The sequence below is a fragment of the Sulfitobacter delicatus genome (genome assembly GCF_900102535.1).
Classification (GTDB): domain Bacteria; phylum Pseudomonadota; class Alphaproteobacteria; order Rhodobacterales; family Rhodobacteraceae; genus Sulfitobacter; species Sulfitobacter delicatus.
Genome location: NZ_FNBP01000002.1, coordinates 276,069 through 302,439, shown reverse-complemented (window position 1 = coordinate 302,439; position 26,371 = coordinate 276,069). Strand labels below are relative to the sequence as shown.

Below are 26,371 nucleotides of genomic sequence, written 5' to 3'. Positions count from 1 at the left end.
CGCCTGATGGCACGCGCGTTGCGGTCGATGTCATGGATTGTGCTGGGCTATGGCGCGTCGCAGGCGTTCCGTCTGGGCTCCAACCTGATCCTGACACGGCTGCTCTTCCCCGAGGCCTTTGGTCTTATGGCGCTAATCCAAGTGGTGATCGTGGGGCTGACGCTCTTCTCGGACGTTGGCATCGCCCCCTCCATCGCGCAAAGCAAACGCGGCGATGATCCGGATTTCCTGAATACGGCCTATACCATCCAAGTCCTGCGCGGCATCGGCCTCTGGCTCGCAGCCTGTGCGCTAACGTGGCCGGTGGCGCAATTCTATGACGCGCCGCTGTTGCTGACTTATCTACCTATCGCCGCGCTCACACTCGTGGTGTCTGGTTTCAACCCCACCCGGATCGAGACCGCGCATCGACATTTGCAAATGGGGCGGCTGACGCTGCTAGACCTGTCTTCGCAGGTCATCGGTATCGTGGTCATGGTGGTGGGCGCGGTGATCTGGCAGTCCGTCGCAGCGCTGGTGGTCGGTGGCGTGGTGGGGGCGCTGGCAAAGCTGGTGTTGACGCATTTCCTCCTCCCCGGCGCGGCCAATCACTTCCGCTGGGAGAAAAGTGCAGCACAGGAGCTGGTGCATTTCGGAAAATGGATTTTCCTGTCGACGATGTTCTGGTTCTTCGCCAGTCAGGGTGACCGCGCGATCTTGGGTAAATTCCTGTCGCTGGAAGGTTTGGGCATCTACAATATCGGCTATTTTCTTGCCAGCTTTCCGCTTTTGCTGGGGCAGAATGTCACCGGACGTGTGATGATCCCGATCTACCGCGAGACGGAAGGCCGCGACCACGCCAAGCTACAAAAAATGCGCTATGCGCTGAGTGCCGGTCTGCTGATGATGCTGGCGGTGATGGCGCTGGCCGGGCCATGGCTGGTGTCGGTGCTCTATGACCCGCGTTATCTGGCGAGCGGGACGATACTGGTGGTTTTGGCACTGGCACTGATGCCACAGGTGATCGGGCTGACCTATGATCAGGCCGCGCTGGCTGCGGGGGATTCGCGGCGGTTCTTTATTTCATCGGCCACGCGGGCGAGCTTTCAGGTCGGGTTGCTGCTCGTGGGCGTGATCTACGCGGGACTGCCGGGCGCGCTTATTGGCATGGGGGTTGCGATGGTGCTGTCACATCTGGTGCTGATCTGGTTGGCCAAAGCGCATGATGTCTGGGACGGTATGCACGACTTGACCTTCGCCACAGTGGCTGTCGGGCTTGGTGGGCTCGCGCTCTGGCTGCATTGGGACCGGCTGCTGGACCTGAGTACGCTTGGCTGAGGTCAGCCCTGCCGTGCGTTCTTACGCGCCTGTCGAGCCGCGCGCCCCTTTTGTCCCGCTTTCAAGCGTTCCTGCCATACTTTGCCTAAGGTGCGGCGCTTTTCGCGCGGGCTGAGATCGGGGATCGAAACCACGGGGATCAACCCCGTTTCGCGGGTCATTTGCCGCGCGGAGCGAATAACCGGGCGGCGCAGCTCCAGCAGGAAAGCCACAATCAGCGCCAGCGCGATGCTGGCCATGCCGCCAATGGCCGCGCGTTTCTTCCGGCTGAGCGAGATCGGATATTCCGGCAGTTCGGCCGCTTCCAATGTGGTCAGTTTCTCGCCGCGCTCATCTGCTTCAAGCGAGAAGCCGACCTCCGCCTCATTGCGTCGGGCGGTGATAACTTCCAACTGATCCTGCAACTGTTCCAAGCGGCGCTCGAACCGGGCTAACTCACGATCGACTTCCGGCGAGGTTTGCAGACTGGCACTCAGGGCATCACGTTGCTCTTCGAGCAAGTTGCGCTGTGTGGTGAGGCTTTCGAGCGTGGCTTCCAGATCGGCCTGTTCGCGGGCGATGGTCGCAGCGCGCGCGTCGGGGTTAACCCGCTCGCGGGCCAGACGCGTCGCGATGATCTCGCGGTCCAGTTCGAGAATTGCTTCGTTGAGACTGCCAATCTCGCCCCGGCGGAATTCCAAACCACCGTCGAGCGAGAGGTCATTCTCAGAGCGGAAATCAGCGCGTTCTGCTTCAAGCTGTGCGATGTCGCGAATGAGGTTCTCTTCCTGACGCTGAAAGAACTCCAAAGTCTCGCGGGTTTGCTCGCGGCGTTGCGCGGCAGAGAGGGCGCGGGTCCGGTCAGCAAATTCGCGGGCCACGGCCTGTGCGTCGGCGGGGTCGTCCATCTCTGCGGTGAAGGTGACGACCGAAATACGACCGTCGTCGCCATAACCCTCACGCGGGGCGGCCACTCCGGTAATAGTGACTGAACGGCGCAGGAGATCGACTTTTTCGGTCATGCGCAGGGCTGTCAAATCTTCATATAGGCCGTATTTCTCAATGATATCGACAAGGTTTCCCCGCGCCATCAATTGCTGTTCGATCAGCTGCAATCGCCGCGCCGAAGAGCCTTCGACGGTCGAGGGTGCAAGGTCGTTAGCGATCTTGGGCTGTTCGATCTGGATCACTTCCGAGGACTGATAAACATGGGGCACAGATAGGGCCCAAAAGACCGATGCAATACAGCCCAGCAGGATGATCGTAATGATCACCCCCGCACGGCGGCGCAGCATGTCGATGAAGTCATCGAGAGTGTAGATCGGTCCCATCGGTCTCTTTCCAGCCAGCCTCAAGCACCCGCGTCCTGTCTCGGGCGGGTTTTCTTAGCCTAGACCAAAACAATTGGGCGATAATAGGGCGTCAGGCGCAACGATAGCGGTCCCGTTAGGCGTATTTTGGTAGGCTGGACGCGCGGGCGCGGTTCAACACGACGCCTAGCAGAGGCACCTGACCGTCCAGCATACGCTCACATTCGCGCAGGTGACGTGCCATCGTCTGGCTGCCATCAGAGACCAGCAGAACACCATCAAGCTGTGGCAGGAAGGCCGAGAGGTCATCATGGCTCAGCATCGGCGGCATGTCGTATAGCACAATCTCCGGGCGCAGGGCGGCGCGCATGCGCAGCAGGGTTTCAGCCGTGGCGCCATCCTGCAGGATTTCGGCAGCGTTAACCTCGGCTTGGTCGTTTAGGCCAAGCGCCAATGTGTCGCTAACCCGCTGCAGATGGCCGCCAAGCGGCGCACGCCCGCCTAGCAGATCGCTCATCGCGCCCGGTGCAGGCATATCGAATGCCCGGGCCAAGCCGGGGCTGCGCATATTCATATCCATCAACACGGTCCGCGACCCAGGCACACGCGAGAGGCTCAGCGCCAGATTGGTCGCCGTGAAAGTATTGCCGCAACCGCTCGTTGGAGAGACCACTGCGATATTGACCCAACCATGCTCAAGCGTGGTCTGGCGCAGCCGCGTGCGCAGCAGGTCAAAGGCCCGCGCGGCGGCACTGTTGCGGTTGTCATCCACCAGCGGCATATCTCCACCGGGGCCGGGGCGGGTGACACGCAGGTCCTGCCAGCGGGGCGCACGATCATCACTGATGACAGGCGCAGCATGGCTCTGACGTTCTGGTCGAACCGTTGCGGGCAGCGGGGCGGGGTGGAATACGTCGATGTTCTCGTCGTCATCCTCCAGCTGCTCAATCACCGTTCGGCGCGGCCGAATGCTGTGGCGCATACCTGCGCCGCCAAAGGAGGCCAGAACGTCGCTGTTGTCCGCCCCAAGGGCGTCGGATGCATAGTTATCTTTCATCTTCTTCCCTTTCGATTTTCTGAACATGACGTGGCTGCATTCCGGTTGTCGATGTGGGCGGGCGCATGGTCAGCATCCTGTCCGGCGCAGCACAACGCCCACGGTTTTCATGAGGATCGTCAGATCCATAGGCAGAGATATGTTGCGACGATAGGCGCCGTCCACCTCATTGCGGTAGGTAAAGCGACTGTTGTTGCGCGCCGAGACCTGCCACAGCCCAGTAATGCCGGGCCGCAGCGCGAAATAGGATTTCGGATCACCATACATCTCAAGCTGGTCGGGCATCATCGGACGCGGACCGATCAGGCTCATGTCCCCGGTCAGCACGTTCCAGAGCTGTGGCAGCTCATCGAGTGACGTGGCGCGCAGGAAGCTGCCCACGGGAGTGATGCGTGGATCATCCTTGAGCTTTTGCATCTCGTCCCATTCCCGGCGCATGGCAGGGTTTTCAGCGAGATAGCTTTCAAGTACCGCATCCGCATCACGGACCATCGTGCGCAGTTTAAGGATGGAAAACCACTTTCCACCACGCCCCAGACGGGGCTGCGTATAGAAGGGAACGCCGCTTTCAATCCACAGGGCGAAAGCGCAGAGCGCGATCAGCGGCAGCGCAATAGGCAACGCTGCAATAACCAAAAGGCGATCCAGCACCGGTTTGCCATAACGGCCATAGAGCCCCTTGGGCCGAAGATTGAGACTCGGCAAGCGGCTCGGGAGGGGGATGGCAGCATAGCCAGCAACAGCGGGCTGCATACGCGCCACAGGACGCTCAAGCCTTGGGGCGAGCGCTGTGTAGGTGTGCAAACCGTATCCCGGCCTGTCCGCGTTGAAATGCTTCATGCAAACCCCCCAGGGTTCATTCGTGACAATGTAGGCCTCACAAGAGGCCTTGGTTTTTCCAATCCGGCGCAAACAGTAGAGCGCGACGGTTCCTTTGGTCAGGTAAGGCAACTAACATTTGTTACCATCTTTTCGCCTTATTCGATCCATTTTCTCAGAAACAGACTGTTTCCCAATGGCTTGGAACGGGGTCTTCAAGGCGCCTTTGCAGCGTTTCCCGGACCGGTTTTTGCTCAGCAAAATTGCGCTATGGGACGCGGGCTACCGAAAGCTACCGACACCTTTAAGGTATTGCGGAGAATGGGATTTTAAAGGCTGGCTATAGAATGAATCTGCGCCTTTTAACGCGGGATGCCAGTATTGTGTTTGGCCTGATGCGGTCATCCGAGGATCTCGGCTCTCATAGCCACGACTGCTATCACGGGCTGCTTTGGTCGACTTCTTGGCGGCGGGAAATGGGCAAGAATTGGGCGCGCAGGCGAGATGAACGACTCATCCCCAAGCGCGCATGCAAGACGTCGGAGCGACGCAACGCCGCCGGGCAGGGCGAAATTGTTTGATTAGCTAAGTGGAGAGAAACTGTGTCTTTGCCGCAGGACGCATAGAGAAATTATGCTGGGCGAAATCGGACGGATAAGTGCGGTGTCCAGCGCGCTGAAATCGTGGACAGGCCCTGACCCTAAGTATGATCGAACTAGATTAAGGACAGCGTTATAGCGGTCCTCGCGTTCAGCAAAACGTATCGGCGCAAGTCTTCATCTACGGAAATTCAGGAATAAAGTGGCAGCCCGTAGGGGACGAGAAGACAGGTAGTCGAATGTTTCTTTTTTATATGTATGACTGCATCATTATACGTTACCTATGGTAAAAACCTATGGGAAATCAGCGTATGTCGAAGCAAAGCTCCTATCTGGAGAAGCAATACAATACCTATTTTGCGGTGCTAAGGATTCCCGGAGATGTTCAGCGCTACTTTCAAGGAAAGACACGGTTCAGTGCCACCCTAAAGACGAGCAGTCTAAGTGAGGCAAACCGTCTTAAGTGGCCGTACATTGAGGGCTGGAAGGCGAACATTGAACTCGCACGGCGCACAAGGAGTGGGGAAGTGCCTGTAGACGTAGCAGAGCAGGCGGCCCGTTATGCTCTTTGGTTGCAGGGTCACCACAATGGCCCGGAAGAAGCAAAAACAGAACTGTTCGGTTTGCTGGATGAGACTGTTTGGCGAGACTACGAACAGAGGGATAATCTCTTCAATCCTACCCATCGGGGCGACACCACAGAGCAAGAAAAAGAAGACACATACCTTGCCTACAGTATGGCGATTAAAGATTGGACAGGTAGCTACGTCGATGAATTTTTGACGCACTATGAAGCTGAAGCAAAGACGAAGGACGAAGCTAGGCGTGCCTTGAAAACCTTCTCTGAGCGGTTTCCCAATTTGGAAGAAATCACTCGCCATGCGGTGGAGGACTGGGTTGAAGATATGCTAGAGTCCCGTTCGCGACCGACCATCAAGAAGCGGATTGGCTTCATTCGTGGTTATTGGAATTGGTGTAGTCACAGGAAGCGGGGATATTTCCCCCCAGAAAACCCGTTTGAGAAAGACCCCTTGCCTCCAGCAACAAAGAGCAAGCAGGCTTCGTCTCAGAAAGCGCAAAGCAAACGTCCGGCATTTACACGCGAAGACTACACAAAATTTCTAGACGCTGCGCGAGATCAAGAGATGCAAGACTTCATCAAGATCGCTGCACACACAGGTTGCCGCATAAGTGAAATAATGCACTTCAAGCTGCAAGATGTTGCCCACGACAGATTTAATGTAGAAGATGCTAAGTCAGAATCTGGTTGGCGTGAAATCCCAATTCACAGCGAGATCAAGCCAGTTGTTGAACGTCTCGTTGCCAATTCCACAGACGGTTTTTTGTTCACAGGGCAGACCCCGAATAAGTACGAAAAGCGAACGACGCGTATGGGTAAACGATTTGTCAGGCTCATTAAGAAAGTTGGCAGTTATAAGAGTGGCGTTGGTGCTCACAGTTTCAGAAGGTCATTAGCCACAATGATGCTAGAGAACGGCGTTGAAGAGCCCAAAGCGGCTGCCATCATCGGGCATGAAATCGGGACTATGACGTATGGTATCTATGCTGGAGGCATTTCTTTTGCCGAGAAAAACGCAATAATTCAGAGCATTTCATATGACGTGGGCAGCGCATCACAGAGCCCCCGTGAGGACAGCTAGGGTTGGTGTGCGTCTCAGAAGCCTATAGCATAATATAGAAGGGCGTTTTAATGGCCGTTAGTCGCTTTAGGCTAGGGTACCTGCCAAAATAGAGGAATGACCCTTAAAAGGCGCTATTTAAGCGCCTGACGCCACCAAGCAGCTATTCAAGGACAAGGATGCTGAAGTGACTGCCAAGCCAGTATACGAAAAGACCGAAGGCACCTTTGCTGTTCCTCGATACTTCATACATGAGTCCAGCCCTGTCTACAAGGAAGCTCAAAAGCTATTCAAGCGGATCAAGTGGGCCAGTCCTCACGCAAGAGCAGACGCTAGGATGAACAGGTTCAATGCATTCACAAGCCTACTTTGGGCCGTTACAACTGATAAAAACTTCGTTGTTCACACTGATTTAAATAGCTCCAGCTATAACATTAGAAAATGGCCAATTCCTTACCGTGCTATGTCTGAGACAGTGAAAGCCTTGGAGGCCATGGGATGGCTAAAGCACCACGGTGTAAGGACTAAGAACCGACAAATACGCTATAGGGCTTCCGGACAGTCACCAATGCGTAAGATGCCTTCCTTTAAGGTGTATGAACTACCCTGGAATCCACCTGTCGTACAAATACGGCTTGGCCGAACAGATTTATTGCAAGCACCTTGGGATATTGAGCTTATGGCAAACCCCAAGTGGAAGGGTTGGATCAAGGAAGACCTTTTACCACCCATGGAAGAACTGAACGACAAGCTGCTCGGTCATGAGTTTGTTTTGTTTCCATACGGCAAATCTGATGATGTTCAGGTTCAATATCGGCGCATCTTTACAAACCTACCCCAAGCTGATGGTCAGCCTCGGTTAACGCATGGGCGGATTTACCCTTCAACCTTCAATATACCCAGCAAGACTAATGGTTGGCGTCAGAAGACCTTGATTGATGGCAATCCAACCTCTGAGATTGATGTTCATGCGTCTGGTTTGCGCCTCTTGGCAGAAGATGAACAAATAGGCTTTGACTTGCCTGACACAGAAGACCTTTACACTTATGGACAGCTATCGGGCTTAGATAGGAAGCTGACCAAGAAGGTTGTCCAAGCTGTTATAAATCGGGTTTCACTGGATCGGCAAAGTTGGCCAAAGAGCTTCAGGGATGACAAAAAAACTTCTGAACTGATCGCTGGCCGGGATTGGAAAACCTACGCAAAGGCTATCAGCGAGACATACCCCGCACTCTCGAAGGTTCGTAAGGATCACGGGATGGACTTGATGCTGATAGAAAGCGACATCATCATTCGGGCAATGAATTACCTGCTAGACAAGGGGATTGGCTGTTTGTCTATACATGACTGCCTCATCGCCCCTACAGACAGCGTGGAAGATGCCAAAAAAGCCCTCTTGGAAGCCTATAGTGACAAGGGATTTAGGCCACCCCAACTGGCTGTAGAATGGTCTTCCAGCTAGGGCTTCGGAAGCCCCCTAAATGGTATTAGTATACGAGAGAACAAACTATATATAACCTATAGGACTTACTTAAAGTGGGTAGTAAGGAAGGGGGGTAAACTGGAGATGGTAACTCGTTACAAGTAACTGGGAATGAAGAGGCTGTTTAGAGATTGTATGACCTAAGATGGCAGGATGTCAGAGAATTAACTGGCATTCAGTTCAGTCTTTTGAATGTCGAACCCCTAATATGATTACATGTAACAGTTGACTATGTTCTGCCCCTTTGCCTCTCTATTGAAAACATCGAAACTGAAGGATTTCGTCAATGATGAAATTTAACAAGAGCCTTTTCTGTATGGTGCTGACTTTATCTGCTCAAGGTCTGCAAGCGCAGGACTCCGAAGGGATGAAACTTACATCTGATGGCCGTTTTCCAATGGTTGAGGAGCTTTGTGGCTTGGTGATCGGTGATGCTTTCGCAAAGTTGACGATGCTAAAGAGGCAGAACGGATCGCCTATGTCTGAAGTGATGGCCGATGCGTTAGACGCTGACAAGACTTTTGGCTTAAGCGGAACGATGCGAGAGATGGTGATTGATGCATATGAACGGCCCCGATTCAGCACGAAGGAACATCGTGAAAGGGCTGTAGCTGATTTCGCGAACGAGTGGATGCTGTCATGCTACAAAGCCCAAAGGTAGGATGCGTTAATACAGATCGGGAACGTTCTGTCTTCTGCCCAACTAAATAAATGCTAACCGTTGAGGCTTTTTAGCGCGCTAGATTCATGTCTCACGAGACCCTGCCTCAGAGAAACAGGGATAAAGTGTCTCAAAACCCTAGGCATGAGGCCCTATTGAAGCTATTCTCATAATATACTAAGAATCATGTGAGAAAGATTGGGTATGCTGGTAGGTTACGCGAGAACGTCGACGCTTGAACAGGATGCCGGGCTAGAAGCTCAGGTGCGCGACCTGACAGCTGTTGGCTGTGAGCAGATATATCAAGAGAAGGTTTCATCTGTAGGTGAGCGTCAGCAGCTGGATGCTGCTATCAGTTCGCTCAGGGTAGGTGACAAGCTAGTTGTCTGTAAGCTAGACCGTCTTGCCCGTTCAGTCCGCCATCTTGGCGATCTGCTCGAGGAACTTGAGGTCAAAGGCGCTGGGGTAGTTATCCTGTCTATGGGGGGGCAGCAGGTCGACACTACCACTGCAACAGGTCGCATGATGCTGAATGTGATGGCCTCAGTTGCACAGTTTGAACGTGAGATGATGCTAGAGCGCCAAAGGGAAGGAATCCAGAAGGCCAAGGCTGAGGGAAAGTACACAGGGCGTAAACCTACTGCTATGGCAAAGACCGATGCCGCCCTGTCTCTGCTCAAGTCTGGTATGTCCAAGGCTACGGTCTGTGAGCAGCTAGGTATCAGCAGGGCTTCTCTGTACCGTATCCTTAGTGCAGCTAAAGACCCCACCTAAAAACGATGGAACCTTCAGGATTCTCATACAGGGGGTTTTCGCTAGCCGCGCTACCCGCCCTATTCCCTACGAAAAGAAAAAATCTCAGGGCTTCGCTTGAGTCGCGCTGCCATCTTGAAAGCTTAGGCAAGACTATTTTGATCTAGGAGTACTTCTAGCAAAGCAATTGGTTATTATGTCTCTATTCCTCTCTTCAACCCTACAAAGGTATATTAAGCCACCAGCGTGTACGTAGAAGAGCCTAGCGAAATTGGTTGCCCCAACGCTCTGGATAGGCCAACTCGCTAGAATGTCGCCCATTGTGAGAATTCTCTGGCTATTGGATTCTGGAATATCGAGGCGCTCAGCTGAAAGCGATGTTGCAGCAAATACGGAAATAACTGTGGCGAAAATTCTTGAGATCATTCTGCCACCTTTAAGTACACATAAGCGTCAAACCCATTGCTCGGTGGGTCGTGACGGGTCACTTTTTCCACAATTTCCCCTTTATAGATTTCGCCTTCAAACGGGATTCTTGCTTCGATGTAAGTGGTGCATAGGCCACCAGCATATTGAACTCTTAGTTTCACTTCATTTCACCTTTTATAAATGGCAATAACATACAATTTCTTGCTTTTTTAATTCCTATACATAAGCTTTTTTGGAGCTTACCCAACCTAATAGTCAATCTGGCTTTGAAGCTGTGAAAGAACATTGCTCGGTTCTCACAGCCGTCCCAGAGGCCACTAAGAGTACCATATTGCCTGCTCCGCTAAGTTCTACGTAATCTAAATCTACGCCGACAACCGCATTGGCACCAACCCTGTGAGCTTCCTTCTTCAGTTCATATAGGGCAGTACGCCTGCTATCTCTCAATGTTCTCTGAACCGCCTCAGAGCGCCCGCCTACAATGTCTCTGATCCCAGCAAACAAGTCTTTGAAAAGGTTCATCCCGAAAGCGCATTCAGCAGTTACAATTTCAATACGCTCGGTGATGTTCAGGTTGGGGGCGGTCTCGGTGGTTAAAATGATTGCCTCTATAGCTTGGTCTCGTTCTTCAACTGCTCTTTGCTCTTCTTGAGGTTGCGTCAATATGCGACCAGCTTCCACCCCAAGGTTGCAATGCCCACAAAGTCCGTCAGACCCCGGATCGAACAAGCCAAACTTCTTCCCGCACTGAGCACAATTAGCCACTGGTTACACCCGCCTTAGTTGAACACTTGACGTCCTTGGGTAGCCTAGACTGATAAAAGCGCACTGCAACTGCAATCTTGAGTACTCAGCGAGGCAACATGCATGATCCGCCCGAAGACTTCTTGTGCTCATCTGGAGTGACCCATGTAGAAGTTCGACGTGGTTTTGCCGGCAAGTTATGCGAGCAGTAAGTGTCGAATTCAAAATGCCAAGGCCAAAGCAAGTCTATGGTAAAAACCTATGGGTCAAGGTAACGCAATCTAAGCGCTAACTGTCTGTACCTAAACCAAAAATAGGAAGTGGCAGCCCGTAGGGGAATCGAACCCCTCTTTCCAGGTTGAAAACCTGGCGTCCTAACCGATAGACGAACGGGCCACTCTGTGTCAGTGCAGCGTTTGAAGTGTTGCTGCGCTGTCTGTGAGGCGGGGTTTAAGTAATCCGGCTGGGGGCCGCAAGCAGAAAAATGCGTTTTTTCTGAAAAAATTTTCAAGCCTTCGCGGCGTCCTCCAAACGGAGCTGTACAGAGCGTCTTCCGCGGAAATTATTGATGTCGAGACGGCCTGCCAGATGGAAGCGCGCGCCGCCGTGGTTCTCCAGCGCGGGGCCAAGCGGGCCGTCGTAAGCGCCAAAGGCGATGGCCTCGAGATTCGCGCCCAAACCGTCGCCAAAGCTCACTTTCAGGTGGTTCTCGCCCACACGTTTGGCAAAGCGGATCTGCATGTCTGCAAAGGCATAGCGCGGGGCGGGGGCGCCTGCGCCAAAGGGGCCGGCTTGGTCGACCATCTCGGCCAGTTCCACGGTGGCGGCACCGGGCATCATCAGGCCGCAGAGGTTGAGGTCCGCGGGGCCCGCCAGATGGGCGCCCTGTTTGGCGAGTAATTCGCCCAAGCGTTCCATGGCGGCCTCGATCTTGTCTTCGGCCACGGTCAGGCCCGCGGCCATCTTATGTCCACCGCCTTTCATCAGCAGCCCTTCGGCGGTGAGACGCTGGATCGGCGCCCCAAGGTCGATGCCGCTGATCGAGCGGCCTGAACCTTTGCCGATGCCGTCTTCGACGCCAATCACGATGGAGGGGCGGTTGGCCGCTTCTTTCAGGCGCGAGGCGACGATGCCGACCACGCCGGGGTGCCAGCCGGGGCCGGAGGCCCAGGCCAGTGGTCCCTCGAAGCCGCGCTCTTCGGCTTGGGCCATGGCACTGGCGCGCACGGCGGCTTCGACCTCGCGGCGGTCGGTGTTAAGCTGGTCAAGCCGTTCTGCGAGGGCGGCAGCCTCATGCGGGTCATCGGTGGCCAAGAGGCGCGCGCCAAGGTCGGCTTGCCCGATCCGGCCGCCCGCGTTGATGCGGGGGCCGAGGAGGTAGCCAAGGTGATAGGCGGTGGGGGCGGTGTCCATCCGGGCGACATCGGCGAGGGCGGCAAGGCCGGGGCGGGCGCGGCGGGCCATAACTTTCAGGCCTTGGCGCACGAAGGCGCGGTTCACGCCGATGAGCGGGGCGACATCGGCGACGGTGGCGAGGCCCACGAGGTCGAGCATGGCCATCAGATCGGGCCCCTTGGCGCCTGCTTCGCGCAACTGGCGGCCTGCTTCGACCAACATAAGGAACACCACCGCCGCGGCGCAGAGATGCGCGAGCGCACCGTCTTCGTCTTGGCGGTTGGGGTTCACCACAGCGACGGCCGCGGGCAGGGTCTCGCCGCCCAGGTGGTGGTCGAGCACGATGACATCCGCGCCCTTGGCCGCCGCGATAGGGCCATGCGAAAGCGTGCCGCAGTCGACGCAGATGATCAGATCGTGGTCAGCGGCCAGTGCGGACATGGCGGCGTCATTGGGGCCATAGCCTTCGTCGATTCGGTCGGGGATATAGAGCGTGGCGCGGTGGCCCATGTCGCGTAGCCAGACCAACAGCAGGGCGGCGGAGGAGCCGCCGTCAACGTCATAGTCGGCAAAGATCGCGATGCGTTGGCGGGCTTTCAGGGCCGCGAGGAAGCGCGTCGCCGCGACCTCCATGTCGCGCAGGGAGCGCGGGTCGGGCAGCAGGTCGCGCAGGGCAGGGGCGAGAAAGCCCGGTGCCTCTGTATCGGTCACGCCGCGCCGGGCCAGCACTTGGCAGACCGGGTCCGGCAGGCCCGCGCGTTGCACCAAGAGTTCGGCGGCGCGAGAGAGTTCCACATCGGGACCAATCCAGCGCCGCCCGGTCAAAGAGGTTTCAACACCGAGAAAACTCATGCTCGCCTCATCTTGCCGTTTTGTTTGTGGGGACGTTACGGCCCTTCACTCGCCGTTGATCGGAGTGCGGTAGTTGATGCGACGGACCGATCCGGTGCGCGAGCGCATGATCAGCGTCTCGGTGGTCAGCCAGCCGGGCTCGCGTTTCACGCCGGGCAGGATGTTGCCGCCGGTGACGCCAGTCGCGGCAAAGATCACGTCTTGGGTGACCATTTCGTCGCGGGAGTAGATACGGTCAAGCTCGGTGATCCCGGCCTTGGCCGCACGGCCCTTTTCGTCGTCGTTGCGGAACAACAGGCGGCCATACATCTGCCCGCCCATGCATTTCAGCGCCGCGGCGGCCAGAACGCCTTCGGGCGCGCCGCCTTGGCCCATATACATGTCGATCCCGGTCTCTGGGTCTGCGCAGTGCATCACGCCTGCGACGTCACCGTCGGTAATCAAGCGGATGGCCGCACCGGTGGCGCGCACTTCGGCGATCATATCGGCGTGGCGGGGGCGCTCAAGGATGCAGACGGTGATGTCGGAAGGCGCGCAGCCCTTGGCGCGGGCCAGTGCTTCGACGCGCTCACCGGGGGTCATGTCAAGGGTCACGACGTCGGTCTCGAAGCCCGGGCCGATCGCCAGCTTGTCCATATAGGTGTCGGGCGCGTGCAGCATCGAGCCGCGCGGGCCCATGGCGATGACGGTCAGCGCGTTGGGCATGTCCTTGGCGGTCAGCGTGGTGCCTTCAAGCGGGTCCAGCGCGATGTCCACGCCGGGGCCGTTGCCGGTGCCGACTTCCTCGCCGATGTAGAGCATCGGGGCTTCGTCACGCTCACCTTCGCCGATGACCACAACGCCCGCGATGTCGAGCATGTTGAGCTGTTCGCGCATCGCGTTGACGGCGGCTTGGTCGGCAGCTTTCTCGTCACCTTTGCCGATCAGTTTGGCCGAGGCGAGGGCGGCGGCTTCGGAAACGCGGGCGAGGCCCAGCGACAGCATGCGGTCTTGAAATTCGGCGGAAGCGGTCATGAGGTGTCCTTGGGGTCAAAAGGGTTTTCTGTCCTGTAACGCTGTGTGCGTCTCGGGGCAAGTTTTGGGTTGGGTGAGACTCAGCGCCCCCGCCCGGAATCAAGCCGCAGGCGCCGGGCCATCGCCTGCCCGCCCGGACGGGTAGGCGATTTGCTGAGGCTGGGCGCAATTTCGCAAACGCACATCACGGCTGAACGATAAAGTGGCATAATCTGCTGTTGGGTCGCCGACCCGCGGGCAGGCGATGGTCCTCAGCGCAAATGCTCAGACCTCTTCGATCCGCAACGCCACCGGCTCACCCGCCAACACACCCGTCTTCTCCATCGCCGCCAAAGCGCTCACCAGCGCATCGCGGTTCGTCTTATGCGTCACAATCAAAACCGGCGCGGAAACATCCGAATGCTCATACTGCCGCATCCGGTAGATGCTGATGCCAGCCTCGCCCAGCACCGTGGCGATCTTGGCCAGCGCACCGGGTTTGTCGACCAGCGCCATGCGCAAATAGTAGGGCGCAGGGGTCTGACTGCTGGCAGCAGTGGTAGCCTCAAGCGTCGCGGCAGGCTGGCCAAAGACCGACCCGCGCAACCCGCGTGCAATGTCGCAGACGTCGGCCATCACAGCACTCGCCGTCGGCCCTTCGCCCGCCCCAGCACCGCGCAGCACGATCTGGCCTACAGCATCGCCTTCGATCACCACCATATTGGTGCCACCGTCCAACTGCCCCAAAGGCGAGGTCTGCGGCACCAGACAAGGCATCATGCGCTGCTCCAAGCCGCGGCCTGTCATCTGCGTCACGCCCAAGAGCTTGATCTTATAGCCCATATCGGCCGCGGCACGGATGTCCTCGATGGCGATGCGCTCAATGCCCTCAAGCTGAATACCGTCGAAATCGATCTTAGTGCCAAAGGCGATGGACGACAAGATCGCCAGCTTATGCGCCGCATCAATGCCGCCCACGTCCAACTGCGGATCGGCCTCAAGATAGCCCAGCCCATCAGCCTCGGCGAAGATCTCCTGATAGGATTTCCCGGCATCTTCCATACGCGTTAGGATGTAGTTGCATGAGCCATTCATCACCCCCATGATCCGGGTGATGCCATTGCCCGCAAGCCCTTCCATCAGCGTTTTAATCACCGGGATGCCGCCCGCAACGGCGGCCTCATAGCGCAGCGCCACATCTGCTGCTTCAGCCTGCTCGGCCAAGGCCTGACCATGCAACGCCAACATCGCCTTATTCGCAGTGACAACATGCTTGCCCGCCGTCAGTGCCGCTTCGGTCGCGGCCTTGGCGGGGCCATCTGCACCGCCCATCAACTCGACAAATACATCCACGTCATCCCGCGTCGCCAGTTTGACCGGATCATCTTCCCAGTCATAAGACGACAGCGACAAGCCGCGGTCCTTGTTCCGGGTCCGGGCCGAGACCGCCGATACCACCATCTTGCATCCCGTCCGGGCCTCCAGAAGCGCGGCCTGCTGGCGCAGAATGCGCAGCACGCCAACGCCTACGGTTCCCAATCCGGCGATCCCGAGGCGAAGCGGCTTAGACATGGAGGTGGTCCTTTTGGTTTAATAGACTGTGGTTTAATCGCGATGTAGCTGGTTCAGCCCCCGCCTGCAACGCAGCAAAACAGGGCTACTCGGCGGGCTCTTCTTCCAAGCGCTTCCGCTCTTGCGGCGTTAGCCCCGCCTGACGCAACTCGGCCGCCCGCGCGCGCAACCGGGCGAGGCGGCTTGCCGAGGCCGCGCTGCTACCACCACCGCTAATCCGATTTGCGCGGGATTGCAGCCCCGCGGCACGTCCGGTCAGTTCGGCTTCGGTCTGGGCGGGGTCAATCCGGCCCGCCTCGGCCTGCGCCAAAAGGGGATCAATCGGAACAAGATCTGGGTAATCGGCTGCTTCCTTCTCCGGCGTAATCGTCCGGTCCAATTCGGGAAACTGAGTGCAGCCCGCCAGTAGGGCGCCGCCTAAAACTAAGGCAACTATAGACAGTGAACGGGGCGCAAATCGATAAAGCATGATTTGTTCTGCATCAGCGCAGAGAAGGGCGCAAGCGGGGTTTGCTTTTGAACGCTTGTTCATTAAATTGCCCGCATGGCACGAACGACAGGCTCACACTCAGACATCACCGGCCCCCGCGTCCGCGCAGCGGCGCTACGGCTGTTCGCGGCAGGGGGCTATGCTGCAGTATCGATGCGCGCCATCGCGGCCGAGGTCGGGGTGCAGGCCGGGGCGCTCTATAACTACACGCCCGACAAACAAAGCCTGCTGTTTGATCTGATGCAGGGCCATATGACGGACCTGCTGGCGGAAACGCCCAGCGACCCCACGCGACCGGCAATGCAGCAACTGCAAGATTTTGTCGCCTTCCACATCCGCTTTCACGCGGACAGGCCGGATGAGGTCTTCATTGCATATATGGAGTTGCGCAACCTCACGCCGGAGAATTTCGCGGTGATCGAAGGTCTGCGCCGAGAATATGAAGACCGCCTCGAAACCATCCTGCGCACCGGCGTCGAAAACGGCTATTTCGCAGTTGCCGACCCCAAAATCGTCACGCTCGCCATCATCGCCATGCTCACCGGGGTGAACACTTGGTACCGCGCCGGGGGTCGCCTCTCGCTCGACGAAGTCGTCGCGCAATATTGGGATATGGTGCGCAAGGCCGTGACTGTCTAAGCACCCACGGTCCATTGCATCAATGCGCGGGTCGAATAAACGTCCCATTGTTCAGATCCCGCATCGCCTGCTGCAACTCAGCGCGGGTGTTCATCACAATCGGCCCATGCCACGCCACCGGCTCTTCAATCGGCGCGCCAGAGATCAACAAGAAGCGTACCCCCTCTGGCCCCGCTTGAACCGTGACTTCATCGCCCGTGCCAAAGCGGATCAACGTGCGGTCCCCCGACATATCGCGGATGTTCACCTCTTCGCCGCCAACCTCTTTCTCTAGCAACACGCCCGAAGGCGCCGAGGCATCGGCAAAAGCACCCGCGCCTTGAAAGACATAGGCAAAGGCGCGGCGGTAAGTGTCGATCTTAAAGGTCTTCTTGACCCCCGCCGGCACAAACACATCCAGATACTGCGGATCAGCAGCGATCCCATCGACGGGGCCACGTTTGCCCCAGAACTCGCCGGTAATCACCTTGACCTGTGTGCCGTCGTCATCAGTCACCACCGGAATATCGCTGGCCTTCATATCCTGATAGCGCGGCGCGGTCATCTTTTGGGCCGAGGGTAGGTTCCCCCAAAGCTGAAAGCCGTGCATCTGCCCGGCGGCATTCCCACGCGGCATCTCTTGGTGCAGAATGCCCGACCCAGCGGTCATCCACTGTACATCACCCGCATTTAAATCGCCCTTGTTGCCAAGCGAATCCGCATGTTCCACCGTGCCTTCCAGCACATAGGTGATCGTCTCGATCCCCCGGTGCGGGTGCCAAGGAAACCCTTTTTCAAAGTCCTCAGGCCGATCATTGCGAAAGTCATCGAACAGCAGAAAGGGGTCCAGCTCCGATGGATCCTGAAAGCCAAAAGCGCGGTGCAGTTTTACCCCGGCACCTTCCATCGTGGGCGTGGCGCGGCGGGTCTCTAATGTGGGTCTGAGGGACATGATGCTCTCCTTTATGGTTGCTCAGCACATAGGTCGCCCGCACCATCCCCACAATCGCAGCCCACGAACGCCGCCTGTGCGCCTACGCGCAGCCCATTCCTCTTTTTAGCCAAATATATCCGGAGGGGGAGTTTGAGGGGGAGGAACGCCCCCTCAAGGTCTCAGCAGTTCGGCACATTCACCGCCAAACCGCCCAGCGAAGTCTCTTTATACTTCTCCGCCATATCTTCGCCGGTCTGGCGCATTGTCTCGATACAGGCATCCAGCGGCACCAAATGCGTGCCATCCCCGCGCAGCGCCAAAGACGCGGCAGACACCGCCTTGATCGCGCCCAGCCCGTTGCGCTCAATACAAGGCACCTGGACCAGCCCCTTTACCGGGTCGCAGGTCATGCCAAGATGATGCTCCAAGGCGATCTCAGCAGCGTTCTCAATCTGCGCGGGACTGCCGCCCATGACGGCGCAAAGCCCGGCGGCGGACATGGCGGCCGCAGAGCCCACTTCGGCCTGACAGCCTGCTTCCGCGCCCGAAATGGAGGCGTTGTATTTCACCAGCCCCCCAATCGCGGCGGCGGTCAGCAAGAAGTCTTCGATATGCGCCTCTGACGCGCCGGGCACATGGTCGAGGTAATAGCGCAGGGTCGCGGGCATCACGCCCGCAGCACCATTGGTGGGCGCGGTGACGACCTGACCGCCAGCGGCATTTTCCTCGTTCACTGCCATGGCATAGACGCTCATCCAGTCGTTGATCGTATGCGGCGCTGATTGGTTCTGCCCCCGCTCGGCCATCAGCGCGTCATAGATGCCTTTGGCGCGGCGTTTCACCTGCAAGCCGCCGGGCAGGGTACCGTCGGTTGTCAGCCCCCGGTCTATGCAATCGCGCATCACCTGCCACAGCCGTTTGCTGCCCTCGCGCAGGTTCTCGGCCCCGCCGCGGGCCTCTTCATTGGCGCGTTTCATGCCTGCGATGGTTTTGCCGGATTTGGCAGACATCTCAAGCATTTCCGCAGCGGACTTAAACGGAAACGGCACTGGCGCGCCTTCATCCGTGTCCTTGCCTGCGGCCAGTTCCTTTTCGGTCATGACAAAACCGCCGCCGATGGAATAATAGGTCTCGCGCAGGGTCACGTCGCCTTGGGCATCGGTGGCCATGAGCATCATGCCATTGGCATGGCCCGCGAGCTTGGTGTCATAGTCGAAGATCATGTCCTTTGCAGGATCGAACTTCAGCTCAGGCAGACCGTCCACGGCAATCCGACGGGTCTGTTTGATCTCCTCCAGCGTCTTCTCGGCAGCTTCGGCATCATAGTCTTCGGGCGTGAACCCGGCGAGGCCGAGGATCGTGGCACGGTCCGTCGCATGACCCACACCTGTAAAAGCGAGGCTGCCATGCAGCGAAGCGCGCAGCCCTGCGAATTTGAACGGCGAGGCCCGCATCTGATCAAGGAACCGACCTGCGGCTACCATCGGTCCCATGGTGTGCGAAGACGAGGGGCCGATGCCCACTTTGAACATGTCGAAAACCGAGAGAAACATCAGGTAGCAGACCCTTCTGGAGGTTGCGGGTATCGAGGGGCGGTGAAAGGGGTATCGCCCAGACCCTCGGCGCTTTGCAAGGCGACTGTGGCGGGCAGCGTCTCGACGGCGGCAGCAAGCCGGGTAAGTGCGGGGTAGGCGGTAAGGTCAAACCAATCGCGCGGCTGGTCGACGGGGTAGAGCGCGGGCCAGCGCAGGAGGGCGGCAGCGTAGAAGTCGACCACACTGGGGGCGGGGCCACCAAGCAACCAGCCTCTTCCCCGCGCTGCCTGGGCTTCTAACGTTGCGTAATGCTGTGCAAGGTCCGCATGCGCGCCAGACCGCAACGCGGCCACATGATCGGCGGCGATGTAGTTTTGCGGATAAAACAAGCGGCGCAGGCCGGGGTGGATGGTGTTTGATAAAAAGAACAGCCACTTAAGAAAATCGCCGCGCCCCGGATCATCCTGCCCCGGTCCAAGTCCGCCATGTCTGTCAGCCAGATAAAGCAGGATCGCCCCGGTCTCGAACAATGCGCCCTCGGGCGTCTCTAGCACCGGGATCAGCCCGTTGGGGTTAAGCGCGCGAAAGTCAACGCTTTGTTGCGCCTTCACGCGGCGGTCCACCAGCGCTGCGCGGTACGGCAATCCGCGATGCTCCAGCGCAAGGCGAACGATGAGTGAGGCATTGTCGGGGGCGTAGTGCAGTACATAGGGCATGGCCCAGTGATAGCCGGTGTGCGCGTCGAAACCGCGTCAAAAGCGACGCCTTAGGCTCCGCAGCGGCCTGTTGCGTCGGTTAAGCCTTAAAAACCACTGTCATGCCCCTCGCACCCTATGCGAAATGGGCCTATAACGCGACAAACGCCTGTAGGGAGCAGCCCCATGTCCGGAGAACTTTCACCCATCGATAAGGCCAAATTCGTCGCGGCCAAACGGGCGGCGGAATTTGTTGAGGACGGGATGCGTGTTGGTCTCGGCACCGGCTCGACCGCGGCATGGCTGGTGCGCTGTCTGGGAGAGATGGTGCGCGAGGATGGTCTGCGCATTAAGGGCGTGCCGACCTCGACGCGCACGGCGCAACTGGCGCGGGATGTGGGGATCGAGGTGATCTCGCTTGATGAGGCGAAATGGCTCGACCTGACGATCGACGGGGCCGATGAATTCGACGTCGATCTGAACCTCATCAAAGGAGGGGGCGGGGCGTTGCTGCAAGAAAAGATCGTGGCGACCGCCAGTGACCAGATGGTCGTGATCGCGGATGTCGGCAAAGAGGTGCAGCACCTCGGTGCTTTCCCCCTGCCGATTGAGGTGATTCCCTTTGGCTGGCAAACCACGCAGGCGCTGGTCGAAGAAACGCTGATCTCGATGGATGTGCTGGGCCGAAGCTCCACCCTGCGGATGAACGGCGAAGTGCCTTTCATTACCGATGAGGGGAACTACATCCTCGACCTGCGCTTGGGCCGGATCGGTAATGCGCGGCAATTGGCACTGGTGCTTAACCAGATGCCTGGCGTCGTGGAAAACGGGCTCTTCATCGACATTTGTGACGTGGTTGTGATGGGCTACGGGGATGGCAGGGTCGAGGTGCGCGACATAAATGAAGGAACCGTGGCGACCGATAAGTTGGAGTTTGTGGAGACAGACAACCTGTTTTCCGACCTGAACGACTGACGCCCCAAGCAATTACGCGCAGCGCATGCGCAGGACCAAATAGAGTGAAAGAGGCGAGCAATGGCCAATAAAGACTTCGACTACGACCTGTTTGTCATCGGTGGCGGCTCGGGCGGTGTGCGCGCAGCGCGTGTCGCGGCGGGCGAGCATGACGCCAGGGTCGGGCTGGCCGAAGAAGACCGCTATGGCGGCACCTGTGTGATCCGGGGCTGTGTGCCCAAGAAGCTGATGGTTTTCGCCTCGGGCTATGCCGATGTGGTGGATGAGGCCAAGTGTTTTGGCTGGGATCTGAAGGCCGGACCGTTTGATTGGCATGATTTCAAAGGCCGTCTGAACGAAGAGTTGGACCGTCTCGAAGGCGTGTACCGTAAGCTGTTGAAGAACTCTGGCGTTGAGACATTTGACGCCCGCGCCCGGATCAAGGACGCGCATACGGTGGCCCTGTCCGATGGCACAGAAAAGACTGCGAAACACATTCTGATCGCCAGCGGCGGTCGCCCGGTGCGGCCAGACCTTGAGAATGCGGAACACGGGTTGGTGTCGGACGATCTGTTCCATCTCGAACAGCTCCCCAAGTCGATGCTGATCATCGGCGGCGGCTATATCGCTTGTGAATTCGCCTGTATCCTCAACGGGTTGGGTGTAGAAGTGACCCAGTTCTACCGCGGCGCGCAAATCCTGCGTGGCTTTGACGACGAAGCGCGCGGCATGGTCGCCGAGATGATGCAGGAGAAGGGTATCGACCTACATGTCGGCACCAATATCCTTGAAATGACCCCGAGCCATGAAGACGGCAGCGGCCCGATGAAGGTCAAGCCGACCAACGGCACCGAGCGCATGTTCGACCAAGTGCTTTTCGCGACCGGACGCCGCCCCAACAGCGACGACATGGGGCTGGAAGACGCGGGCATTAAACTGGGCCGGGGTGGCGAGATTGAGGTCGATGAGTACAGCCAGACCGCCGTGCCCTCGATCTATGCCATCGGCGACGTGACCAACCGGATCAACCTGACGCCCGTGGCGATCCGCGAGGGCATGGCCTTTGTCGAGACCGTCTTTGGCGGCAACCCGACCCCGGTGGACCATGACCTTGTGCCTTCCGCGATCTTTACCCAGCCCGAGATGGGTACCGTGGGACTGAGCGAAGAGGAGGCGCGTGACGCAGGGCCGATAGAGGTCTATGCAACGTCGTTCAAACCGATGCAGGGGGCCTTTGCTGGCAAGAAAGACCGCGTGCTAATGAAGCTCATCGTTTGCGCCGAAACGCGCCGTGTGTTGGGCTGTCATATCGTCGCACCCAATGCAGGCGAATTGATCCAGATGGTGGGCATCGCGGTCAAGATGGGCGCGACAAAAGAGCAATTCGACGCCACCTGCGCGGTGCATCCGACGATGTCCGAAGAACTGGTGACCATGCGTGAACCGGTGCGAACCGCTTGAATTCCGCGCCTGCGCATACGACTTTAAGACCAATAGGCCGCAGGTGCGGTTCAGAGGGGAAGACATAGATGGCAGGAAATTCGCAAGGCCCATGGGGCGGCGGAGGTGGTGGCAACCGCGGTGACGGGGGCAACCAAGGAAACGGCGGACGCGACGAGGGGCCGGAACGGCCACGCGGGCAAGGCAACGGCCGCCCGCAGGGGTCAGAGATCGACGAATTGGTGCGCAAGGGCCAAGAGCAACTGCGCGTTCTGATGGGCGGCCGCGGCGGTGATCGCGGCAATGGCTCTGGCGGCGGCGGGCGTGGGCCTTCTGGCCCGGGCGTGACCCGCAGCACCGTCGGCATCGCGCTTTTGGCCGGTGTGGCGCTCTGGGGCTTTGCGAGCTTCTACACCGTACGTCCCGAGCAGCAGTCGATTGAGCTGTTCCTTGGCGAATTTTCCGGCATTGGCACCGAGGGTCTGAACTTTGCCCCTTGGCCGCTGGTCACCGCAGAAGTCTTTGACGTCACCACCAACCGCACCGAGGAACTCGGCGTGCGGCGCGGCGGTGGCGGCAACGAAGGGCTAATGCTGACCACCGACGAGAACATCGTCGACATCGACTTTCAGGTGGTCTGGAACATCAAGAACGCCCGCGATTTCAAATTCTCGCTGCGGGATCCTGAGGCTTCCGTCCGCGCCATTGCTGAATCCGCGATGCGCGAAGTCATTGCGCAATCCGAATTGGCACCGATTCTGAACCGGGACCGGGGTGCTGTTGCGGACCGGGTGAAGGAATTGATCCAATCCACGCTCGACAACCGCAACACCGGCATCAACGTGCTGCGAGTCAACGTGAACAAAGTCGACCCGCCCAGCCAGACCGTGCAGGTCACGGACGCCAACGGCAACACGACGACACAGTCGGTCGTCGATGCTTTCCGCGACGTGCAGGCGGCTGAGCAGGAACGCGACCGGGTGGAGCGCCAGGCCGACGCGTATGCCAACCGCCGCACAGCTGAGGCACGTGGTGAATCGGCGCAGCTTCTCGAAGCCGCCGAAGGCTACCGCGCCCGCGTTGTGAACGATGCTGTGGGTGAGGCGAGCCGCTTTGAAGCTGTGCTTGAGGAATACCGCAACGCGCCGGAAGTGACGCGCAAGCGCCTCTACCTTGAAACGATGGAAAAAGTGCTGGGCGACGTGGATAAGATCATCCTCGAAAACGGCAGCGGGCAAGATGGTCAGGGCGTCGTGCCCTATCTGCCGCTGAATGAATTGCGTCGCAGCGGAGGGTCGAACTAATGCGGAAAAGAAACTTTATCATTCCCGTCTTGGTGATCGCCATTGTGGCAGTGCTCTCGGCAGTCTTTGTCGTGGACGAGCGGGAAAAGGCGCTGGTGCTGCGTTTCGGTCAGATCAAACAGGTCCGTAACGAGCCCGGCATCGGCTTTAAGGTGCCGCTGCTGGACGAGGTGGTCCGCTACGAAGACCGCATCCTGTCGCTGGAAACACCAGTGATCGAGGTCACGCCAGCCGATGACCGTCGTCTTGAGATCGATGCCTTCGTGCTCTACCGGATCGATGACATGGTGCAATACCGCCAGGCCCTCGGTGCAGGCGGTGAGCGTCAGGCCGAGAGCGAGATGGGCGGTATCATGGAAAGCCAAATCCGTGCCGTTCTGGGTTCGCAAGGTGTGACGTCGAACACCATCCTGTCGCCGGAACGGGCGGACCTGATGGAGCAAATCCGTGTCCGTGCCGATGCCCGCGCCCAAGCGCTTGGGCTCAAGGTTGTCGATGTGCGTCTGCGCCAGACCAACCTGCCAGAGCAGAACTTTGACGCGACGCTTCAGCGGATGATTGCGGAGCGGGAACGCGAAGCCACCGACGAACGCGCCCGTGGCCGCGAGGCGGCGCAGCGTGTGATCGCCTTGGCTGACCGGACCTACGAAGAGATCCTGTCGGAAGCCCGTCGTGATGCGCGCATCATCGAAGGTGAAGCGGATGCCCAGCGAAACAACATCTTCGCCAAAGCCTATGGTCGTGATCAGGAGTTCTTTGAATTCTACCGCTCGCTGACCGCTTATGAGCAGGCGCTGCAGGGGCAGAACTCGACCATGGTGATGTCGCCTGACAGCGAGTTCTTTAACTACCTGCGTTCGGATCAGGGCAGCCGCTCTGCCGAAGGCGAACGGGAATGAGCCTTGTCTTGCTGGCCCTCGGGTCGGTCATGATATTGGAGGGGCTGGTGTACGCACTGGCCCCTTCGCTTTTGGAGCAGATGCTGGAACTGCTGAGGCGTCTGCCAGAAGCGGCTGTGCGGCAGATGGGCGCGCTGGTGGTCGTGGCCGGGTTGATCTTGGTTTGGCTGGCCTTCCAGTTGGGTGTCTGACCGCTCTACCTTCTGCCAGTTCAACCTCAGCAATCGCCCGCCGAATGACCCTCTGGCGTTGAAAAGACGGGGTGTGACCCCATCTTTGCTGTTGCAGGCCATTCCATCGGAATGCACTCTGCCCAGGTTGGCGACAACAGGAATAATCAGGAGACGATGAATGCAGGCCCAGGCGGTTTCCCTGTCCAGAACAGCACAGAACACTCTTTGGATTCGAGCGATGGCGATGGGGGTGATGGCGCTGACCCTTCTGATCCTGCAAGCCACTATGGCACTGGCCAAACCCGAAAGCCTTGCGCCCTTAGCAGAAAAGATCAGTCCTTCGGTCGTGAACATCACCACATCGACGGTGGTCGAAGGCCGGACTGGACCCCAGGGGATCGTGCCAGAGGGCTCGCCATTCGAGGACTTCTTCCGCGAGTTTCAGGACCGCAACAACGGCGAAGGCAACCGTCCGCGCCGCTCTTCGGCACTGGGCTCTGGCTTTGTGATCTCCGAAGACGGCTATGTTGTGACTAACAATCACGTGATCGAAAGCGCAGACGAGATCACCATCGAATTCTTCTCGGGTGAAGAACTGGTCGCCAAGGTAATCGGCACCGACCCGAAAACTGACATCGCGCTTCTGAAGGTCGAAGCTGACAAGCCTTTGCCATTCGTTTCCTTTGGCGACAGCAACGCCGCCCGCGTGGGCGACTGGGTGATCGCAATGGGCAATCCGCTGGGGCAGGGCTTTTCGGTCTCAGCCGGGATCGTTTCGGCGCGCAACCGGGCGCTGTCGGGTACCTATGACGACTACATCCAGACCGACGCAGCCATTAACCGGGGCAACTCGGGCGGGCCGCTGTTTAACATGGACGGCGAAGTGATCGGCGTGAACACCGCGATCCTGTCACCTAATGGCGGTTCGATCGGTATCGGTTTTTCGATGGCCTCCAACGTCGTGACCCGCGTGATCGACCAGCTCAAAGAATTTGGCGAGACCCGCCGTGGCTGGCTCGGTGTGCGTATTCAGGACGTGACCGAAGATGTGGCTGATGCGATGGGTCTGAAGAAAGCCGTTGGCGCCCTGATTACCGACGTTCCGGAAGGTCCGGCGCGCGAAGCTGGGTTGAAGACCGGCGACGTGATCAAGTCCTTCGACGGCGTTGATGTCGTAGATACCCGCGGTCTGGTCCGTCAGGTGGGCAACAGCCCCGTCGGCGCCACCGTCCGCGTGACCGTGCTGCGCGATGGCAAGACGCAGACCATCAAAGTGGTGCTGGGGCGCCGGGAAGAAGCTGATGGCACAACGGCTCCTGATGCCGAGGAGAACGGTGACGAGGGTGCAGAGACCGAGCCGCAGACCGCTTCGCTGATGGGCCTGACCCTGACGCCGTTGACCGACGAGCTGCGTGCGGAACTGGGCGCGGATGAGGATATGGCAGGTCTTGCCGTATCCGATGTTGATGAGACCTCGGAAGCCTTTGAGAAAGGTCTCCGCATGGGCGATATCATTACCGAGGCAGGCCAGCAGAAGGTCGCGAGCATCAGCGATCTGGAAGAGCGTATCGCCGCGGCCAAGGATGCTGGACGCAAGTCGCTGCTGCTGCTGGTGCGGCGCGGAGGTGATCCACGCTTCGTGGCGCTGTCGCTGGGCGAGTGACCCCGCGATCATAGGTAGAGACATCAGGGCGCCTTAGGGCGCCCTTTTCGTTTGCGGCGTGCA

The 26,371-nt window shown here is 58.4% G+C and carries 23 protein-coding genes and 1 tRNA gene; 12 read left to right on the top strand and 12 right to left on the bottom strand.

Features of this window, described 5'->3' with window-relative positions; translation table 11 throughout:
- Positions 1 to 6 precede the first annotated feature (6 nt).
- Positions 7 to 1,317: an oligosaccharide flippase family protein gene (locus BLS57_RS04715; RefSeq protein WP_093740316.1), complete on the top strand. Its 1,311-nt coding sequence runs from the start codon at positions 7 to 9 to the stop codon at positions 1,315 to 1,317.
- 2 nt (positions 1,318 to 1,319) lie between these two features.
- Here the strand turns inward: BLS57_RS04715 and BLS57_RS04710 are convergent, their stop codons facing one another.
- From BLS57_RS04710 to BLS57_RS04700, 3 genes are all read right to left on the bottom strand, one after another.
- The gene (locus tag BLS57_RS04710; RefSeq protein WP_093739695.1) at positions 1,320 to 2,627 is read right to left on the bottom strand and encodes a GumC family protein; all 1,308 of its coding nucleotides are present in this window, start codon (positions 2,625 to 2,627) and stop codon (positions 1,320 to 1,322) included.
- 115 nt (positions 2,628 to 2,742) lie between these two features.
- Positions 2,743 to 3,663 carry a CpsD/CapB family tyrosine-protein kinase gene (locus BLS57_RS04705; RefSeq protein ID WP_093739693.1) on the bottom strand — a complete coding sequence of 307 codons (921 nt, stop codon included), beginning with the start codon at positions 3,661 to 3,663 and terminating at the stop codon, positions 2,743 to 2,745.
- A 69-nt stretch (positions 3,664 to 3,732) separates the two neighbouring features.
- Complete coding sequence (locus BLS57_RS04700; RefSeq protein WP_244153595.1) at positions 3,733 to 4,503, bottom strand: sugar transferase; 771 nt, start codon at positions 4,501 to 4,503, stop codon at positions 3,733 to 3,735.
- Positions 4,504 to 5,377: 874 nt separating this feature from the next.
- Between BLS57_RS04700 and BLS57_RS04690 the strand changes: the two genes are divergently transcribed.
- From BLS57_RS04690 to BLS57_RS04675, 4 genes are all read left to right on the top strand, one after another.
- Positions 5,378 to 6,742 (top strand): tyrosine-type recombinase/integrase, encoded by a 1,365-nt coding sequence (locus BLS57_RS04690; RefSeq protein ID WP_093739689.1) that lies wholly within the window; start codon positions 5,378 to 5,380, stop codon positions 6,740 to 6,742.
- A gap of 166 nt (positions 6,743 to 6,908) precedes the next feature.
- Positions 6,909 to 8,183, top strand: a complete 1,275-nt coding sequence (locus BLS57_RS04685) for a hypothetical protein (RefSeq protein ID WP_093739687.1) — start codon at positions 6,909 to 6,911, stop codon at positions 8,181 to 8,183.
- 307 nt (positions 8,184 to 8,490) lie between these two features.
- Positions 8,491 to 8,865 (top strand): hypothetical protein, encoded by a 375-nt coding sequence (locus BLS57_RS04680; protein WP_093739685.1) that lies wholly within the window; start codon positions 8,491 to 8,493, stop codon positions 8,863 to 8,865.
- A 204-nt stretch (positions 8,866 to 9,069) separates the two neighbouring features.
- A complete protein-coding gene (locus tag BLS57_RS04675; RefSeq protein ID WP_093739683.1) occupies positions 9,070 to 9,639 on the top strand; it encodes a recombinase family protein in 570 nt (189 codons plus the stop codon).
- Between the two features lie 663 nt (positions 9,640 to 10,302).
- Here BLS57_RS04675 and BLS57_RS04670 read toward each other — a convergent pair.
- The 6 genes from BLS57_RS04670 to BLS57_RS04645 all read right to left on the bottom strand — a co-directional run bounded on the left by BLS57_RS04670 (position 10,303) and on the right by BLS57_RS04645 (position 15,982).
- Positions 10,303 to 10,713 carry a YbjQ family protein gene (locus BLS57_RS04670; RefSeq protein ID WP_244153610.1) on the bottom strand — a complete coding sequence of 137 codons (411 nt, stop codon included), beginning with the start codon at positions 10,711 to 10,713 and terminating at the stop codon, positions 10,303 to 10,305.
- Between the two features lie 399 nt (positions 10,714 to 11,112).
- A tRNA-Glu gene (locus BLS57_RS04665) sits at positions 11,113 to 11,187 on the bottom strand.
- A gap of 111 nt (positions 11,188 to 11,298) precedes the next feature.
- Positions 11,299 to 13,038 (bottom strand): single-stranded-DNA-specific exonuclease RecJ, encoded by a 1,740-nt coding sequence (recJ, locus tag BLS57_RS04660; protein WP_093739681.1) that lies wholly within the window; start codon positions 13,036 to 13,038, stop codon positions 11,299 to 11,301.
- 45 nt (positions 13,039 to 13,083) lie between these two features.
- On the bottom strand, positions 13,084 to 14,052 hold the full coding sequence (gene glpX, locus BLS57_RS04655) for a class II fructose-bisphosphatase (RefSeq protein ID WP_093739679.1): 969 nt from the start codon (positions 14,050 to 14,052) through the stop codon (positions 13,084 to 13,086).
- A 264-nt stretch (positions 14,053 to 14,316) separates the two neighbouring features.
- A complete protein-coding gene (locus BLS57_RS04650) occupies positions 14,317 to 15,603 on the bottom strand; it encodes a homoserine dehydrogenase (RefSeq protein ID WP_093739677.1) in 1,287 nt (428 codons plus the stop codon).
- An 85-nt stretch (positions 15,604 to 15,688) separates the two neighbouring features.
- On the bottom strand, positions 15,689 to 15,982 hold the full coding sequence (locus BLS57_RS04645; RefSeq protein ID WP_208597516.1) for a hypothetical protein: 294 nt from the start codon (positions 15,980 to 15,982) through the stop codon (positions 15,689 to 15,691).
- Positions 15,983 to 16,147: 165 nt separating this feature from the next.
- Between BLS57_RS04645 and BLS57_RS04640 the strand changes: the two genes are divergently transcribed.
- Positions 16,148 to 16,732, top strand: coding sequence for a TetR/AcrR family transcriptional regulator (locus BLS57_RS04640; protein WP_093739675.1), 585 nt, complete (start codon positions 16,148 to 16,150; stop codon positions 16,730 to 16,732).
- Between the two features lie 19 nt (positions 16,733 to 16,751).
- On the opposite strand, the gene BLS57_RS04635 is transcribed toward BLS57_RS04640, so the two are convergent.
- The 3 genes from BLS57_RS04635 to BLS57_RS04625 all read right to left on the bottom strand — a co-directional run bounded on the left by BLS57_RS04635 (position 16,752) and on the right by BLS57_RS04625 (position 19,896).
- Entirely contained in the window at positions 16,752 to 17,663 is a 912-nt protein-coding gene (locus BLS57_RS04635; protein WP_093739673.1) for a pirin family protein, read from the bottom strand.
- A gap of 161 nt (positions 17,664 to 17,824) precedes the next feature.
- A complete protein-coding gene (locus BLS57_RS04630; RefSeq protein ID WP_093739671.1) occupies positions 17,825 to 19,198 on the bottom strand; it encodes an L-serine ammonia-lyase in 1,374 nt (457 codons plus the stop codon).
- A complete protein-coding gene (locus tag BLS57_RS04625; protein ID WP_093739669.1) occupies positions 19,198 to 19,896 on the bottom strand; it encodes a glutathione S-transferase family protein in 699 nt (232 codons plus the stop codon). The genes BLS57_RS04630 and BLS57_RS04625 overlap by 1 nt, the downstream gene beginning before the upstream one ends.
- 165 nt (positions 19,897 to 20,061) lie before the next feature.
- On the opposite strand from BLS57_RS04625, the gene rpiA reads away from it, so the two are divergent.
- From rpiA to BLS57_RS04595, 6 genes are all read left to right on the top strand, one after another.
- Positions 20,062 to 20,850 carry a ribose-5-phosphate isomerase RpiA gene (rpiA, locus tag BLS57_RS04620; protein ID WP_093739667.1) on the top strand — a complete coding sequence of 263 codons (789 nt, stop codon included), beginning with the start codon at positions 20,062 to 20,064 and terminating at the stop codon, positions 20,848 to 20,850.
- Between the two features lie 60 nt (positions 20,851 to 20,910).
- Positions 20,911 to 22,290 carry a glutathione-disulfide reductase gene (gene gorA, locus BLS57_RS04615; protein WP_093739665.1) on the top strand — a complete coding sequence of 460 codons (1,380 nt, stop codon included), beginning with the start codon at positions 20,911 to 20,913 and terminating at the stop codon, positions 22,288 to 22,290.
- Between the two features lie 68 nt (positions 22,291 to 22,358).
- Positions 22,359 to 23,573: an FtsH protease activity modulator HflK gene (gene hflK, locus BLS57_RS04610; protein ID WP_208597515.1), complete on the top strand. Its 1,215-nt coding sequence runs from the start codon at positions 22,359 to 22,361 to the stop codon at positions 23,571 to 23,573.
- The gene (gene hflC / locus BLS57_RS04605; protein WP_093739663.1) at positions 23,573 to 24,472 is read left to right on the top strand and encodes a protease modulator HflC; all 900 of its coding nucleotides are present in this window, start codon (positions 23,573 to 23,575) and stop codon (positions 24,470 to 24,472) included. Before hflK ends, hflC begins: the two co-directional genes overlap by 1 nt.
- Positions 24,469 to 24,663, top strand: a complete 195-nt coding sequence (locus BLS57_RS04600) for a DUF2065 domain-containing protein (protein WP_093739661.1) — start codon at positions 24,469 to 24,471, stop codon at positions 24,661 to 24,663. The genes hflC and BLS57_RS04600 overlap by 4 nt, the downstream gene beginning before the upstream one ends.
- A 220-nt stretch (positions 24,664 to 24,883) precedes the next feature.
- Entirely contained in the window at positions 24,884 to 26,308 is a 1,425-nt protein-coding gene (locus tag BLS57_RS04595) for a DegQ family serine endoprotease (RefSeq protein WP_425274331.1), read from the top strand.
- The last annotated feature ends 63 nt before the right edge of the window (positions 26,309 to 26,371 follow it).

What these genes read in the sequence shown, in the direction of transcription:
- BLS57_RS04710 (WP_093739695.1), bottom strand. Translation starts at nt 2,627, where the DNA reads ATGGGACCGATCTACACTCTCGATGACTTCATCGACATGCTGCGCCGC.
- recJ (WP_093739681.1), bottom strand. Translation starts at nt 13,038, where the DNA reads ATGAGTTTTCTCGGTGTTGAAACCTCTTTGACCGGGCGGCGCTGGATT.
- BLS57_RS04675 (WP_093739683.1), top strand. Translation starts at nt 9,070, where the DNA reads ATGCTGGTAGGTTACGCGAGAACGTCGACGCTTGAACAGGATGCCGGG.
- rpiA (WP_093739667.1), top strand. Translation starts at nt 20,062, where the DNA reads ATGTCCGGAGAACTTTCACCCATCGATAAGGCCAAATTCGTCGCGGCC.
- BLS57_RS04630 (WP_093739671.1), bottom strand. Translation starts at nt 19,198, where the DNA reads ATGTTTCTCTCGGTTTTCGACATGTTCAAAGTGGGCATCGGCCCCTCG.
- BLS57_RS04700 (WP_244153595.1), bottom strand. Translation starts at nt 4,503, where the DNA reads ATGAAGCATTTCAACGCGGACAGGCCGGGATACGGTTTGCACACCTAC.
- BLS57_RS04690 (WP_093739689.1), top strand. Translation starts at nt 5,378, where the DNA reads ATGGGAAATCAGCGTATGTCGAAGCAAAGCTCCTATCTGGAGAAGCAA.
- BLS57_RS04650 (WP_093739677.1), bottom strand. Translation starts at nt 15,603, where the DNA reads ATGTCTAAGCCGCTTCGCCTCGGGATCGCCGGATTGGGAACCGTAGGC.
- BLS57_RS04625 (WP_093739669.1), bottom strand. Translation starts at nt 19,896, where the DNA reads ATGCCCTATGTACTGCACTACGCCCCCGACAATGCCTCACTCATCGTT.
- BLS57_RS04640 (WP_093739675.1), top strand. Translation starts at nt 16,148, where the DNA reads ATGGCACGAACGACAGGCTCACACTCAGACATCACCGGCCCCCGCGTC.
- hflK (WP_208597515.1), top strand. Translation starts at nt 22,359, where the DNA reads ATGGCAGGAAATTCGCAAGGCCCATGGGGCGGCGGAGGTGGTGGCAAC.
- glpX (WP_093739679.1), bottom strand. Translation starts at nt 14,052, where the DNA reads ATGACCGCTTCCGCCGAATTTCAAGACCGCATGCTGTCGCTGGGCCTC.
- BLS57_RS04595 (WP_425274331.1), top strand. Translation starts at nt 24,884, where the DNA reads ATGGCGATGGGGGTGATGGCGCTGACCCTTCTGATCCTGCAAGCCACT.
- gorA (WP_093739665.1), top strand. Translation starts at nt 20,911, where the DNA reads ATGGCCAATAAAGACTTCGACTACGACCTGTTTGTCATCGGTGGCGGC.
- hflC (WP_093739663.1), top strand. Translation starts at nt 23,573, where the DNA reads ATGCGGAAAAGAAACTTTATCATTCCCGTCTTGGTGATCGCCATTGTG.
- BLS57_RS04680 (WP_093739685.1), top strand. Translation starts at nt 8,491, where the DNA reads ATGATGAAATTTAACAAGAGCCTTTTCTGTATGGTGCTGACTTTATCT.
- BLS57_RS04635 (WP_093739673.1), bottom strand. Translation starts at nt 17,663, where the DNA reads ATGTCCCTCAGACCCACATTAGAGACCCGCCGCGCCACGCCCACGATG.
- BLS57_RS04715 (WP_093740316.1), top strand. Translation starts at nt 7, where the DNA reads ATGGCACGCGCGTTGCGGTCGATGTCATGGATTGTGCTGGGCTATGGC.
- BLS57_RS04600 (WP_093739661.1), top strand. Translation starts at nt 24,469, where the DNA reads ATGAGCCTTGTCTTGCTGGCCCTCGGGTCGGTCATGATATTGGAGGGG.
- BLS57_RS04705 (WP_093739693.1), bottom strand. Translation starts at nt 3,663, where the DNA reads ATGAAAGATAACTATGCATCCGACGCCCTTGGGGCGGACAACAGCGAC.